This window comes from Bacteroidales bacterium (genome assembly GCA_017521245.1).
In the GTDB taxonomy this organism is placed as follows: Bacteria; Bacteroidota; Bacteroidia; order Bacteroidales; family G3-4614; genus Caccoplasma_A.
Genome location: JAFXDI010000051.1, coordinates 1 through 14428, shown reverse-complemented (window position 1 = coordinate 14428; position 14428 = coordinate 1). Strand labels below are relative to the sequence as shown.

The 14428-nt window shown below is 38.1% G+C and carries 11 protein-coding genes; 6 read left to right on the top strand and 5 right to left on the bottom strand.

Annotated elements, in window-relative coordinates; genetic code table 11:
- Window positions 1-121 precede the first annotated feature (121 nt).
- Both pta and IKK64_07980 read left to right on the top strand, forming a co-directional pair.
- Window positions 122-1138, top strand: a complete 1017-nt coding sequence (pta, locus tag IKK64_07985) for a phosphate acetyltransferase (GenBank protein ID MBR4119997.1) — start codon at window positions 122-124, stop codon at window positions 1136-1138.
- A gap of 71 nt (window positions 1139-1209) precedes the next feature.
- A complete protein-coding gene (locus tag IKK64_07980; GenBank protein ID MBR4119996.1) occupies window positions 1210-2409 on the top strand; it encodes an acetate kinase in 1200 nt (399 codons plus the stop codon).
- 78 nt (window positions 2410-2487) lie between these two features.
- On the opposite strand, the gene IKK64_07975 is transcribed toward IKK64_07980, so the two are convergent.
- Window positions 2488-5280 carry an outer membrane beta-barrel protein gene (locus IKK64_07975; GenBank protein MBR4119995.1) on the bottom strand — a complete coding sequence of 931 codons (2793 nt, stop codon included), beginning with the start codon at window positions 5278-5280 and terminating at the stop codon, window positions 2488-2490.
- Between the two features lie 170 nt (window positions 5281-5450).
- On the opposite strand from IKK64_07975, the gene IKK64_07970 reads away from it, so the two are divergent.
- Window positions 5451-7262 carry a hypothetical protein gene (locus IKK64_07970; GenBank protein MBR4119994.1) on the top strand — a complete coding sequence of 604 codons (1812 nt, stop codon included), beginning with the start codon at window positions 5451-5453 and terminating at the stop codon, window positions 7260-7262.
- A 13-nt stretch (window positions 7263-7275) separates the two neighbouring features.
- Window positions 7276-8676 carry a hypothetical protein gene (locus tag IKK64_07965; protein ID MBR4119993.1) on the top strand — a complete coding sequence of 467 codons (1401 nt, stop codon included), beginning with the start codon at window positions 7276-7278 and terminating at the stop codon, window positions 8674-8676.
- Window positions 8677-8764: 88 nt separating this feature from the next.
- Here the strand turns inward: IKK64_07965 and IKK64_07960 are convergent, their stop codons facing one another.
- Window positions 8765-9700, bottom strand: a complete 936-nt coding sequence (locus IKK64_07960) for a glucosaminidase domain-containing protein (GenBank protein MBR4119992.1) — start codon at window positions 9698-9700, stop codon at window positions 8765-8767.
- Window positions 9701-9798: 98 nt separating this feature from the next.
- Here IKK64_07960 and IKK64_07955 point away from each other — a divergent pair, with 98 nt between their 5' ends.
- Together IKK64_07955 and IKK64_07950 are read left to right on the top strand one after the other, a co-directional pair.
- Window positions 9799-10263, top strand: a complete 465-nt coding sequence (locus IKK64_07955) for a cytidine deaminase (GenBank protein MBR4119991.1) — start codon at window positions 9799-9801, stop codon at window positions 10261-10263.
- A gap of 86 nt (window positions 10264-10349) precedes the next feature.
- The gene (locus tag IKK64_07950) at window positions 10350-12098 is read left to right on the top strand and encodes a DNA polymerase III subunit gamma/tau (GenBank protein ID MBR4119990.1); all 1749 of its coding nucleotides are present in this window, start codon (window positions 10350-10352) and stop codon (window positions 12096-12098) included.
- A 378-nt stretch (window positions 12099-12476) separates the two neighbouring features.
- Here the strand turns inward: IKK64_07950 and IKK64_07945 are convergent, their stop codons facing one another.
- The 3 genes from IKK64_07945 to IKK64_07935 form a co-directional block, all read right to left on the bottom strand.
- Window positions 12477-13553 (bottom strand): aminoglycoside phosphotransferase family protein, encoded by a 1077-nt coding sequence (locus tag IKK64_07945; GenBank protein ID MBR4119989.1) that lies wholly within the window; start codon window positions 13551-13553, stop codon window positions 12477-12479.
- Between the two features lie 304 nt (window positions 13554-13857).
- Complete coding sequence (nrdG, locus tag IKK64_07940; GenBank protein ID MBR4119988.1) at window positions 13858-14361, bottom strand: anaerobic ribonucleoside-triphosphate reductase activating protein; 504 nt, start codon at window positions 14359-14361, stop codon at window positions 13858-13860.
- The coding region (locus IKK64_07935) for a hypothetical protein (protein ID MBR4119987.1) at window positions 14339-14428 on the bottom strand (90 nt) is incomplete at its 5' end. The genes nrdG and IKK64_07935, both read right to left, overlap by 23 nt.

Below are 14428 nucleotides of genomic sequence, written 5' to 3'. Positions count from 1 at the left end.
TTGCACGGCTAACAGCGTTGCAAATAAGCCTTTTTTAATGTATAGGTAAGTTTTAAGATTGCCGGGCGAGAGCAGATTCAACAAATGAAAGTTTGTTAACTAACAACTAAAAACTAAAATAATGGACGTAATTGCAAAAATCGTATCACAGGCGCAGGCAAATATTCAGCGTATTGTGTTGCCCGAAGGAGGAGATAATCGTACTCTTATTGCTGCCGACAAATTAGTGGCAGACAAAGTTGCAGATATTATCCTTATGGGTAATGAGTCGGAAATAGCGGCTAAAGCAGCGGAGTTGGGATTGAAAAATATCTCTGGAGCAACCATAATTGATCCGGTAACTAATCCCAAGAAAGAGGAGTATGCAACATACCTATATGAGTTGCGTAAATCAAAAGGAATGACAATGGAACAAGCAATGAAACTGGCAGAAGATCCATTGTACTTGGCCCCTTTGATGATTAAGAAAGGCGATGCAGATGGCGAAATTGCAGGAGCTTGTAATGCAACAAGCAGCGTTTTACGTCCGGCATTCCAAATAGTAAAAACAGCACCCGGAGTGAGCGTTGTTTCAGGATTGTTTATTATGGTCTTGAAAGATAACCAATTGGGTGAGGACGGAGTAATGACATTTGCCGATTGTGCAGTGTGTCCCGATCCAACAGCCGAAGAGTTGGCCCAAATAGCAATTTCAACAGCCGAAACAACAAAGGCTCTTGCAGGATTTGAGCCTCGTGTTGCAATGTTGAGTTTCTCGACAAAAGGAAGTGCAAAACACGAGAGAATAGATAAAGTAATTGAGGCTACGCGTATAGCAAAAGAGCGTTGCCCGGAGATTATGCTTGATGGCGAAATGCAATTAGATGCTGCAATTGTTCCTGAGGTGGGAGCATCAAAAGCACCGGGAAGTCCTGTTGCAGGAAAGGCAAACGTATTGGTATTCCCTTCGCTTGAGGCAGGAAACATCGGTTACAAACTTGTACAACGTTTTGCAGGAGCAACAGCAATAGGACCAATCCTTCAAGGATTGGCAGCTCCTATAAACGACCTTTCAAGAGGTTGCTCGGCAGAGGATATATATTTGACAGTTGCAGTTGCAGCCGTTCAATCAATACAATTAAAGAGTAAACAACAATAACAATAAATATATAAGAATAAAACTCACTCAAAAAAATGAGTGGGTTTTGTTCGTGTAAAAAGCATAACATTATGAAAGTTCTTGTATTAAATTGTGGATCTTCATCAATAAAGTACAAACTCTTTAACACTGCCGACCACTCAGTTGAGGCGCAAGGAGGAATTGAGAAGATAGGATTAAAAGGCTCGTTCTTAAAAATAACTCTCCCCTCAGGAGAGAAGGTAATACTTGAGAAAGATATTCCTGAGCATACAGCAGGTATCGATTTCATCTTAAACACTCTTGTTGGAAAAGAGTACGGATGTATCTCTTCTCTTGATGAGATTGGAGCGGTAGGACACCGTATAGTACACGGAGGCGAGAAATTTAACTCATCTGTATTGATTACTGAGGAGGTTAAAGATAAAATCAGAGAGTGCTTTGATATTGCACCATTGCATAACCCTGCAAATATGAAGGGTATTGAGGCTGTTGAGGCAATATTGCCAAACGTACCACAAGTTGGAGTGTTTGATACTGCTTTCCACCAAACAATACCTTCGTACGCATATATGTATGCTCTACCATACAGTTTGTATAAAAACTATGGAGTGCGCCGTTACGGATTTCATGGAACAAGCCACCGCTACGTATCTCAACGTGTATGTGACTTCTTGGGTGTAGATGTTAAAGAGCAACGCATCATTACCTGTCACATTGGTAACGGAGGTTCAATTACTGCCGTTAAAGGTGGAAAATCAATTGATACATCAATGGGATTAACTCCGGTTGAGGGATTGGTAATGGGTACTCGTGTTGGTGATGTTGATGCCGGTGCATTAATATATATCATGGAGAAAGAGGGATTATCTCCCGAGCAGTTATCAAACCTTATAAATAAGAAGAGTGGAGTTATGGGAGTATCTGAAGTATCTTCGGATATGCGCGAGATTGACTCCGCTATTAAAGAGGGTAACGAGCAAGCAAAACTTGCATTGGATATGTACCACTACCGTATAGCAAAATATATTGGTGCATATACAGCAGCACTTAACGGAGTTGATATTATTGTATTTACAGGTGGAGTAGGAGAGAATCAAATCTCAACACGCAAAAACATATGTGATAGATTGTCATATCTTGGAGTTAAAGTTGATGATGAGAAGAACAACTCACGTGGCGAAGAGGTTGTAATATCATCGCCCGACTCAGCAGTTAAAGTTGTTGTAATACCAACCGATGAAGAGTTGATGATTGCAAAAGATACTGAGGAGATTGTATCGGCATTATAATAATGTACCTTATAATAAAACTAAAAGGGGAGGTTTGCGAGAACTTTCCCTTTTGTTATATATGTATAGCCTGATCAATTACCATCTGCCACCACCATGAGGCCCTCTTCTGTTGTTCATCTCCAATTGTGGGGTTGCCTCGCCCTTCTTGGCAAAGGTGTTAAATTTGTAGGCGAATGAGAACATAATGTATCTGCCAATGCTGTTGGTTTCAACATCTTGAATATAGTTACCTGTAACAGTTCGGCTAATGTTCTTGTTCTGATTAAGAATATCGTATGCTCTAACACTGAGAGTTGCCTGTTTGCCTTTTAGGAAACTCCACGAAAGTTGAGCATTCCACATCCAGCTCTCTTTATCGTAGCCATCGGCGTAACCACTCTTACCGTTGTAGTTAACGTCTGTTGTAAATGTAATATCTCCGGGTATATATAGTGTGGTTGCAAATTTTGCTCCATAATCAAAAATGTTTTGGTTTTGCGATGATTGTAGCGAGTTTTTAGTTCTTTGATAACTGCCATTACCCGCAATTCTGATATCTCCCCAGTTGTTACTATATACAAACTCTAATCTCTCTCTAATGTTGTAGTTCATTGAGGTGTTTCGCAAAGAGTTTGAGTATCCAATTTGTCTGTTACATCCAAAACTGGTGTGGTTGTTAAATGAGAACTTCCTGTTTTTAAAAGGCATATTGGTTATGAACATACTCCATAAGTTCCAAACGCCATTCTCGTTTACAGGTTTTGTGACTTGAATACCGTCGCTATCGTAGAATGTTGAATTGACAATGCTATTCATAACGTAGTTGGCATTAAGCATAATCATCATTGAACGCTGTTTCTCGGTTTTGAAACTGTTGTATCGGATGTTTAAAGAGTTGTCGTACGATGCTTTAAGATTTGGGTTACCCTCAGTTCTTCTTAGGGGATCTGATATGGTTTGACTTGGTTGAAGTTGTGAGATTGAGGGCTGTTGAGTGCGACCTCGATAGTTTATCCTCAAATTATCACTCTTGCTGATAGTGTAGTTGTAACGTAGGAAGGGCGAGAAGTTATACTGCATCTTGCCATTCACATCTCTGTTGCTGTCAATCAGGTTGCGTGACTCCGATTTTGAAGGCTCAAAATCGATACCCACATTGTAGTACATCTTTTCGTAAGTACCGTTAAATGCGGTACTTGCTCTATGACGTTGAAAATTGTTTCTGAAACTATTGCTATATTCAATATTCAAATCTCCTAATGAGCCATCACTGTTTATATTATACGAGAGTTTGTCGGCGTAGGTGTAATTGTATCTGTAATTATATGAAACAGACCAGGTTGTGTGTTTGTTGATAGGCTCAACATACGATGCTCTAATGCCATAACTACCGCCCCAGCTATGATTATTATCTTTTAAATCGGTCTTCTCTTTTGTGCCGCTATTATGATAGATGGTGTTGTTATAGCTATAACCATCCTCTTTGCTGTCGTTATAACCATAGTTTAGACTCAAACTAATTTGACGCCCATCCTTCCCTTTAAGTTTACGGCTAACACTAAGTCTTCCGCCTATATTAAACCCGTTTGCTTTGCTAAATGAATTTAATGAGCCTTCGGTAATATCTCTCTCATCACCCAAAGAGTTTATTTCGTATGAGCGAGTAGCACTTGTATTGCTCATTTTAGAGGTGCTGTATTTAAAATTAGGGCGGAACTCAACTTGTGTTAAACTATTAGGATTCCACAATATGCGGTAGTTCATTTCCAAGTTATGCCCCTTATTCCTGTTGTCTTTAAGAGAATTGTCAAAAGTGGTATTCTCTTGAGATATAAAATTCTGACGTTCGCTCTTCTCTTTTAAATCTAAATCGATATAGGCATACTTAACGTCTCCTCCTGCTCTAAATTTGTCGCTCTTGCCAACGTTAAAGTTAAGACCTCCAACTGCCGAAGTGTTTTCTCCTAACAATGGCCCCCATCCGCCTCTGCCACGTCTTGAACTGCCCGAGAACATTTGACCTCCTAAATCGGTAGCGCCCATATTGTTGGTGTTGTTTGCTCCGGCTAAAAGGGTTAATTGGTTGCTGTCTTTAAAGTAGTTTGCCATAAGTGATGCCTCATAACGGGCATCAGTAGCACCACCGGCCTGTACACTGCCAAACCAGCCATTTTTCATTCCCTTCTTTACAGTAAGGTTGATAACGGTCTCATCCTCTCCATCATCAACACCCGAAAATCTTGCCTCATCAGATTTGCGGTCAATGACCTGAAGTTTCTCAACCATATTGGCAGGAAGGTTTTTTGATGCCACCTTAGGATCGTCCGAAAAGAACTCCTGACCATCCACTAAAATCTTTTTAATCTCTTTACCATTAGCGGTAATCTTTCCGTTCTCATCAATTTCAATGCCGGGCATCTTCTTTATCATATCTTCAACAACGGCATTAGGTTGTGTTTTGTACGATGCCGCATTAAATTCAATGGTATCCTCTTTTGTTATAATATCGGGTGTTTTACCCATAATAACCGCTTCGGCGAGCATAATAGATGCAGGAATCATCTCTATTGTCCCCAAATTAACCGATTCGTTACCCGGTATTAGTGATACGTTTTTATGATACGTTTCGTATCCAAGATATGAGAGAGAAACTATATAATGCCCCATTGCAAGTCCGCTAACTCTGAATCTGCCTTTATCAGACGATGTTGTACCTTTAACAAAACTGCTATCCTGAGCATTTAAAATTCTTACACCTAACTGAGGCATTGGCTCTTTCAACTCATCTTTAACTATGCCTGATATAGAGTATGAAAACTGGGCTTGAATGTTAAAGGTTGAAAGAACCAATAAGCACATCAGTATTATATATTGAGAGAGATGTTTCATCCTTTTGTATTGTTGTTATGTTTGTTAGACACAATATTTGAGAAAAGGTTTAACCATAAATAATAATTAAATAAAAAGTAAAATAATATTAAAAAGTGTTTGAATTTCTTTGGTAAATGTTTATCTTTGTATCTGTTCTATTCTTTGGTAAATATTAAAGAAGTAAATATATGGATATAAAAAGACTACTTTTTGCCATATTTTGCACAGTGGCAATATTGGCAACATCATCATGTGTTGATGATAGATACGATTTAGACAATGTCTCAGGTGATGTACACCTCTTTGAGAACGGAGTTAATCTTCCTCTGCTACAAACGGGAGATCTCTTCTTTGATGATTTGGTCTCATCAGAAGATGATATTGTTGTAAATGAAAAGGGTATTTACGAGTTCTCAACAAATAAAGATGAGATATCTTTTGATTTGGAAATTGTAGAAAAGGTTAAGATCCCTCAAGAGGTTTTGGATTTTGGTCCTATAAAAAGTTACGATGTAATAGCTCCGGAAGGAAGTGCTACATTTGCTTTGCCTTCGGCAATAACAGATTATGAGGCTGATTTGCATAGCGAAACACCGGAGATTGACTCAAGAGTTACTCGCATTGACACGATTCTGACTCATGAAGACTGGAGGCCAAGCATAAGATTTGATATATTAGATGATCAAGGAAATCAGATTAAAGGTGATATATCTATTGATAAAATCACATTCAGCAACTATAAATTAGAGTTACCATCATGTCTGATAATAGATAAAAACAATGTATCTGCTTCGGATAATATCACAGTAACTACTTTTGATGATTCAAATGTTTTGGAACTTAATGGAGAAACCTCGTCAGGTTCTGTTTTTGTTGATGTAAAAATAGAGGGTGTCAATATTGAGAATGGAATGTTTGTAAATCAAAAGATTATTCTTGATGAGGAGGTGAGAATGTATGGTGGTATTTCATTGTCTGTCTCAAATAGAGGTTCAGTAAAGACTCAATCATTGCAAGTAAGACCTTCGTTGACTATCCCGGAAATATATATGGATGAGGCTATTGGAACAGCAATTATGGAGGATGAAATAGATGATGAGAAACTATATATAGGAACACTTCCAGAATTTTTAAAAGATCCGGCAACATCACTAATTTTAACAAACCCATACGTTCCAATTGTAATTGAGACAACTGTGCCTATGGATACAATATATGCCGATATTGTATTGGAGCCAAGAGATGAGAATGGAAATAATATTTATGATAATGACGGCAATCCAATAAAGATTGAGATTAAACATATGGCAGTGCCGGGTGATGACCACGATACTCCCGGTCCTACCATAAGTTATGAGTATGTTGCTTGTCAGGAGATTCCCGAACTTAAAGCGTTAGGATATGATTTTGTTAAGTGCTCTGAATTGGGTATGATAACAAAACAGATTCCATCGTATATTGAGGTGTCAGGAAGAGGATATACAGATCCTGACCACGTTTATGACTTCTATATGGGAGAGGATTATCTCTCAAAAATATATTATGAGGTTCGTGTTCCATTTATGTTGGAGGCTGACTCAAGAATTGTATATTCAGAGTCAACAACTGATTTGAATACTGATGTATTTGAAACTTTAAGTGCTTCAAAGATATTCGCTAACGCTAAAATCCTTAACGGATTCCCTGCCGATATGGAATTGGCTGTGGAACTATACGATATTAATGGTGACAAGATTGATGGAGTTGATGTAATAATCCCTGAAAAAATTAAAGCATCTGAGACAACCATACTGACCGAGAATGTAGAGCCTGCCGAGACAAATATGAAGGTTGAGATATACGAAACAGTTAAGGGAGCAATGCAAAAAATTGACCGTATGGATTGGACTGTTAACGTATCATTCCCTGATAAAGGTTTAGTATCAAAATATCAATCATTAAATATTAAGATTGATTTAGAATTACCTGAAGGAGTAGATATAAATTTTGATAACCTATAAAATTGAAGCGAAGATGAAGAAATATATAAAAATAGTATTGGTTGTGCTATGTATGGCAACAATTGCCCCTGTTAATGCACAAATATCAAAATCGGCATATTTCCTTGAAGGTATGCCAATGCGCGGTAAATTAAATCCCGCACTATCGAGCGAGTATGGATATGTAAGTTTCCCATTCTTGGGCGATATTAATGTGGGTGTAAGCAGTAATATAGGAGTTGGAACATTTTTATATCCCTCAAGTGATGGCGAGTTGTTAAATTTCTTAGATCCAAGTGTAAATTCAAAAGAGTTTTTGGGAAGTCTTAAACCTCAAAATAAGATGGTGGCAAATTTGGATTTAAGTGTTCTGTCATTTGGATTCCATAAATGGAACGGATTTAATACCTTTGACGTTTCGTTACATGCTTCGGCAGGTGTGCAGATGCCAAAAGATATATTTGAGTTCTTGAAAGTGGGACGTCAATCTGTTACTGATCCTACAACATATCAAATCCGTGATATTAATATGAGTGCCATTGGATATGTTGATATAGCATTAGGTCACTCTCACAAAATCAACGATAAGTGGAACGTGGGTGTAAAACTCAAAGGTTTGGTGGGAATTGCAAATGCCGATATTAATATCGATAAGATGGATATTACAATGGATAATATAACATCGCAATGGATAATAGAGAGCAAGGGAACAGGAAATGTTGCATTGAAAGGTCTGGTGATTGAAGAGGAGCAGGTAACACCTTCAAATGGCGAGAATTATAGTAAAGTTGATGGCGTTGATTTTGATGATTCTCAAATAGGTGTAGCAGGAGGTGGTATAGCGGTTGATTTAGGAGTAACTTATCGCCCAATAAAAGAACTTGAGATTTCGGCATCGGTAAACGATTTAGGATTTATCTACTGGAAACACAACAAAGCAGTTGAGACTATATCAACAGGTGTTGTATACGATGGAATAAATACAGGAAATGACGAAGACTTTGATGTTATTGATGATGAGTTTTCTAAAATGATTGAGTTTAGAGAGGTGGAAAAACCAAAAACAACCTCAATGTTAAAAGCATCGTTGAATGTTGGCGCAGAGTATTCGTTCCTAAATAATGCAATATCGTTAGGTGTATTGTCGCATACTCGTTTCGGAAAACAGACATACGCAGAGGGAATGTTTTCTGTCAACTTCAGAGCAAAGAAGATTTTTATGATGTCGTTGAACGGAACAGTGTCAAATATGGGCTCTTCATTTGGAACTCTATTAAACTTATGTCCCAAAGGATTTAACCTGTTTGTTGCAGTAGATTGCTTCCCGGCAATGAAGGTAACACCAGATTTTCTTCCTATAAACAAGTTCCATATAAATGCTTCAATGGGACTAAACTTTACATTAGGGAAACGCCGTCCACACGGAGATATTTAGTATAACATATCAATAATACGAAAGAGAGGCTATATACAATTGTGTGTATAGCCTCTATTGTTTTCTTATTCGCTTAATTGAAGTATTACTATTTTAGTTTTCTATTAAGTTTAAAAGTATCTCCCTCTTTTATAGTGTAGTTTGTATCAATGTTATTAAGGTTAAATATAGATGATAACTTAATACCATATTTTTGAGATATAGAGTGAAGTGACTCGCCATTCTTAATTGTGTGGTACTTATACCCTTTCTTTGAGTATTTGTTCTTCATTTGCAGATATACAATATCTCCCTCATTGAGAATATAATCTTTGGGGAGTTCATTGTATAGAGCAAGTTTACGTGCTTTAATGCCAAACTCTTTACCTATCTTCTCAAAAGTGTCTCCTTGCTGTGCCTCAATGTAAAGTAAGCCCCAAGATAAATAGGGGGTATGAGAGGTTAAATCTTTAATCTGCTTATTCTCTTTAATGGTATGTTTCTCTTTCTTTAAAGCCTCAGTGTCGTACTGATAAAGAGAGTAAAGTTCTATTATCCCTATTAGTTTGCTGGCGTATGCTTTGTCTGTTGCATATCCGCACTTCTTTAGTCCTACTGCCCAACCTTGATAATCGGTAATCTCTAACTCAAAAAGTTCGGCATATCTTGGTCTTGAGGTCAAAAAGAGTGAGTGATCTTCGTACGATTGAAAAGGGTCATCATATTTTCTGAAACACTCGCCCTTCTCATCATCATCGTGATAGACCTTTTCGCCTTGCCATACGCCATGACACTTAATGCCAAAGTGGTTATTCGACTCTTTTGCAAGTTTTCCGTTTCCTGCACCCGACTCCAAAAGTCCTTGAGCCAAAGTGATGCTTGCCGGAATTTTGTGTTTTTTTTGTTGTCGCATAGCCTCATCTTTATATTTCTCAATATAGTCGAGATAGGTTTTGTTTAACGATTGTGCAATGAGGTTTGGTGTTGCCAGTAGTAATAAAACAATACAGATTGATTTGAATAGGAGGGTTGCTAATGATTTCATTATCTGGGAGCGGTTATGGTTTCTGTTTAAAAAGATTGAATATGTTGCAAAGATACGCAAAATTTTTTATTAACTTCGTATTATTAAATATGTGAGGTATGAAAGTGATTGATTCTACAGCCAAGATGCAGGTTGTTACATATAGTGAGTTGTCGGAAGAGGACAAGACTCTTATTGATAAGGCAAAAGAGGCAATGAAGGGTGCGTACGCACCATATTCAAACTTTTGTGTAGGGGCAGCGGTGAGTTGCGGAGAGAATATAGTTATAGGAAGTAATCAGGAGAATGAGGCATACCCTTCGGGTATGTGTGCCGAGAGGGTAGCCCTATATTCAGCGTCAGCACAATATCCTGCTCAAAAGATTGAGGCTATAGCAATATCGGCATACAGCTTAGTAAAAAACGAAGAGGCGGTTGCATTCCCTTGTGGTGCATGCCGTCAGGTTTTGTTAGAGTATGAAAAGCGACAAAACTCTCCTATTCGTATAATAGTGGCATCAAAAGATGAGGTCTATATAATTGAGAGTGCAAAAACTTTAATGCCGTTCTCATTTAATATGTAATTGTTTTGTAGAATAACTAAAAAAATAGTAACTTCGCATCAAGAGAATAAGAACTCTGCCTCTAAACATTAGAAAATATTCAGAGAATGGAAAACTATATTGTATCGGCACGTAAATATCGCCCAACAACTTTTATGTCGGTTGTGGGGCAACGTTCGCTTACCCATACTCTGAAGAATGCAATTCAATCAAATAAACTTGCTCATGCCTACCTGTTTTGTGGCCCGCGAGGAGTGGGTAAGACAACATGTGCAAGAATCTTTGCAAAATCAATAAATTGTAGCAATCCAACTGCCGATGGCGAAGCATGTAACTGCTGTGAGTCATGTATGTCGTTTAATGAAGGACGTTCATACAATATACATGAGTTAGATGCTGCATCAAACAACTCGGTAGATGATATACGCCAATTAATAGATCAAGTACGAATTCCTCCTCAATTGGGTAAATATAAAGTGTTTATCATTGATGAGGTGCGTATGCTTTCACCTGCTGCATTCAATGCCTTTTTGAAAACATTGGAGGAGCCGCCTCAACATGCGTTGTTTATATTGGCTACAACCGAGAAACACAAAATATTGCCTACTATATTGTCGCGTTGTCAGATATATGATTTTCAAAGAATATCGCTCACTGATATTGTTGATCATCTTAAATATGTTGCACAAAGCGAGGGTATAACTTTTGAAGAGGAGGCTCTCTCTGAAATTGCTAAGAAGAGTGATGGAGGTATGCGTGATGCGTTGTCGGTATTTGACCAAATGTCGGCGTACTCAGGAGGTAATATTACATATAAAAGCGTAATAGCAAACCTTAACCTTTTGGATTACGACTACTACTTTAACCTAACCGATGCCTTTATAGAGGGTAATGTGCCACAAGTATTGGTGCTGTTTGATGAGATTCTTAAAAAAGGATTTGAAGCACAATATTTTGTATCAGGGCTAAGCAATCACTTGCGTGACCTGCTAGTTTGCAAAGATGCAATTACTGCTTCTCTTCTTGAGGTAGGCGAGAGCGTTGCTCAGAGATATACTGAGCAGGCGGCAAAATGTAGTAACGACTTTCTGTATCGGGCAATAGATATTTCAAACAGTTGCGATTTCAATTACAAGGCAAGTAGCAACAAGAGATTATTAGTTGAACTGTCACTTATAAAAATAAGTCAGCTCAATCAAAAAAAAAAATCTGACCAAGTAGAAGATATTTACTGGTGGGAGGATTATTCTCTTGACTCAATAGCAGCTGATGCTCCTGCTCCAAAACAAGATACGCAACAGCCTAATAGCAATACATCGCAACAATCCGCAAAAAAAGTTCAGGTATCGTTAACCGGCAGAGATGAGGTAAAACTACGCTCAATTGATGGCAGTTTTAAACCTCGCAAACGAGTAGAGACAGTATCTATTATTCATCCTCAAAAATCGCAACAGCAACAAGAAGAGAAGGTTGAGGTCAAACGAGAGGAGTTATCCTCTGCCTTTACTTATGAGGCATTGCGTAGAGCATGGCTTGATTATACAGCCACTATCCCAACCGAAACGATATTGGTAAATACAATGAAGAGATGTACTCTTGAGTTGCAAGATAATTTCATTGTTAAGGTGGTTGTTGCAAATGCTGATCAACTGCAGCGTCTTAAAGAACGAGCAGATTCGCTTTTGCCATATCTTCGCAAAAGGTTAAATAATTCTCATATAGATATGGTTGTTTATGAAGCCGAAGCAACTGTGCGAGCAGCAATCTTCTCTCCCTTAGATAAGTTAAGTTATATGGCAAGTAAAAATCCTAATATATTAACTATTTGCAATGAACTTGATTTAGAGATATTATAAAAGAGAGATATTTAAATAGCAAGAGGCGGTGTGTCGTAATTATCAAACTACTGTGTTGTCCGTTGTTAGGACTCAGTCATCTACTCTTTGTACGCCTCTTTCGTCCTAAATTTCAACGCCTTGTATTTTATCAATTCTTACAAAGTTGCGAGTAAACGAAAGCAGAGTTGTACTTATTCAAACTATGCTGAGTGTAAGCAACTTCAAAAAAAATCAAACCTAAGAGAGAGTGAGTAAAATTTACATTTTGACACAGTCTCTCTTCTCTTTTTATCTCCACTCTTCGTAAAAAAAAGATTCTGCAATCCAACCCCTTAATGCTTCGTGCGAAGTGGGAGGCATCATTGCAGAACCCTTCTGTTTATATAATGTATATTTCTATAAAGAGGCAATAAACTTATTCATCTCCTCTTCATGCTCCTCAATGCTTCTGAGGTGTTTGAATTGAGCAAGAGTACGTTGCTTGTTGTGTTCGGGATATTGAATCTTATAGTATGTATCGCCATTCAGATAGTCTGTCAAGAAACGAACGGTTTGCATATAGGTGAGAAGTTTTGCTCCGTATGGCAACATCTCTTTTTCAATGGGAGTTAAAAATTTGCCTGCACTCTCAATGTATCCTTTAGCAAATGATTTGAAAATCTCCATATCTACTCCCACCGCACTAAGGTCTGTGTCGTCCTCCTTTCCTTTGTTACCGGCAGTTCTGATGAAGTCTCCAAAGTCAGACAATACAAAGCCGGGCATAGTGGTGTCAAGGTCAATAACGCATAAAATCTTACCGCTCTTGTCAAAAAGAATATTGTTGACTTTGGTGTCGCAGTGAGTAATGCGTTTAGGAAATTTACCCTCTCTAAAGAGTTGTTGAACTTTACACATCTCCTCTCTACGGTCGTCAATCTCTTCGATAATCTCCATCATAGCATCCACTCTTCCAGCCTTGTCTGCCTCAATAGCCTCATCAAATTGTTCCAGTCTGAACTCCATATTGTGGAAGTCGGGGATGGTCTCGCCAAGTGGCTCGGGCAACTCCGATAGCATATATTGGAAATCTCCGAAAGCCAAACCTGTTTGGTATGCTAACTCTGGGGTAACGCTCTCAAAAGTAACTGCGTCCGGAATAAGAATGGTTACTCGCCAATACTTCTCGCCATCAAAATAGTATAGTTTGCCATCTTTGGTTGGGATTGTACGAAGAGTTTTGCGTTTAATGTCTGTCTCGCCCTTCTCGGTTAGTTTCTTTTCAATCTGTTTAGTGATTGCCTCTATGTTGTTTTGTAGAAGTTCAACATCTTTAAAGATGTTGTGGTTTATACATTGAAGAACATAGTTATCGCTCTCTCCCTCTGTGATAATGGCGTATGTGGTATTAATAAGTCCATTACCAAGAGGTTTTACTTCTACAACTTTTCCCTCTAATGCAAAGTTGTCAATAATATTGTTTAGTTTTTCCATTTTTTTGTGTGAATTAAATTTCCTGCAAGTTAATTATAATAACTGAATTAATAAGGCAAAAAGTTCAGATTTTTTCAAAAAAAATCGCAGAATTTGCAATTATCTTAGAATTAAACGGTTATTCGGATTGCTTGAAAATTGGGGAATGAGATAGCAACCGTTCGTATTTCTGAGTTCTTCATTGTTATGCTTCAATGTGATAACTCTTGATGGAACAAAGGTACAAAAAGAAATGCAGACAAAGAAATGAACAAATACATTTTCTATTATAGTTTTCTTGTCTGCACTTTTTTATCACCCTTGATTATTCTATTAGATACACTTTGTTAAATTGAAGTGAATTTGGTACATCAATGATTCGTTGATTTCGGCTTCCTCTAAAATGCAATGATAAATCTCGTTCTGCCTCGATATAGCGACCATCAACAATTACATCACATAACTCAACTAATTTGCGACGAAGAGGATGCGCGAGCAGATCCTCAAAACGGTATCCTGTATAGCACCAGATTGTTTTATCGGTCTGCTCTTTTATCATCTGCGCCAACTGAATAAAACCTTCAGGGTGGAACATCGGGTCGCCACCGGTAAAGGTAACATTCATATCGGCATCGACTATCAATCGGAACAACTCCTCTATTTCAATGGCTTCGCCACCATATTCGTCCCACGATTGCGGATTATGACAACCCACGCAATGGTTTTCGCACCCCGCGCAATATAGCGAAGTGCGAAGCCCTATACCATCGACTGAAGTGCCATACTTTATATCGAGGATGCGAATGCTATTTGTGGATAACTCGGTCATTCAGCTCTGCCAATTTAGCCTTATTCCAACGCTCGGTTGTTCCAACAAGGTAACCTGTAATACGCTG

Excerpts from the sequence above, each read along its gene's own strand:
- pta (MBR4119997.1), top strand. The coding sequence starts at position 122 with ATGGACGTAATTGCAAAAATCGTATCACAGGCGCAGGCAAATATTCAG.
- IKK64_07980 (MBR4119996.1), top strand. The coding sequence starts at position 1,210 with ATGAAAGTTCTTGTATTAAATTGTGGATCTTCATCAATAAAGTACAAA.
- IKK64_07975 (MBR4119995.1), bottom strand. The coding sequence starts at position 5,280 with ATGAAACATCTCTCTCAATATATAATACTGATGTGCTTATTGGTTCTT.
- IKK64_07970 (MBR4119994.1), top strand. The coding sequence starts at position 5,451 with ATGGATATAAAAAGACTACTTTTTGCCATATTTTGCACAGTGGCAATA.
- IKK64_07965 (MBR4119993.1), top strand. The coding sequence starts at position 7,276 with ATGAAGAAATATATAAAAATAGTATTGGTTGTGCTATGTATGGCAACA.
- IKK64_07960 (MBR4119992.1), bottom strand. The coding sequence starts at position 9,700 with ATGAAATCATTAGCAACCCTCCTATTCAAATCAATCTGTATTGTTTTA.
- IKK64_07955 (MBR4119991.1), top strand. The coding sequence starts at position 9,799 with ATGAAAGTGATTGATTCTACAGCCAAGATGCAGGTTGTTACATATAGT.
- IKK64_07950 (MBR4119990.1), top strand. The coding sequence starts at position 10,350 with ATGGAAAACTATATTGTATCGGCACGTAAATATCGCCCAACAACTTTT.
- IKK64_07945 (MBR4119989.1), bottom strand. The coding sequence starts at position 13,553 with ATGGAAAAACTAAACAATATTATTGACAACTTTGCATTAGAGGGAAAA.
- nrdG (MBR4119988.1), bottom strand. The coding sequence starts at position 14,361 with ATGACCGAGTTATCCACAAATAGCATTCGCATCCTCGATATAAAGTAT.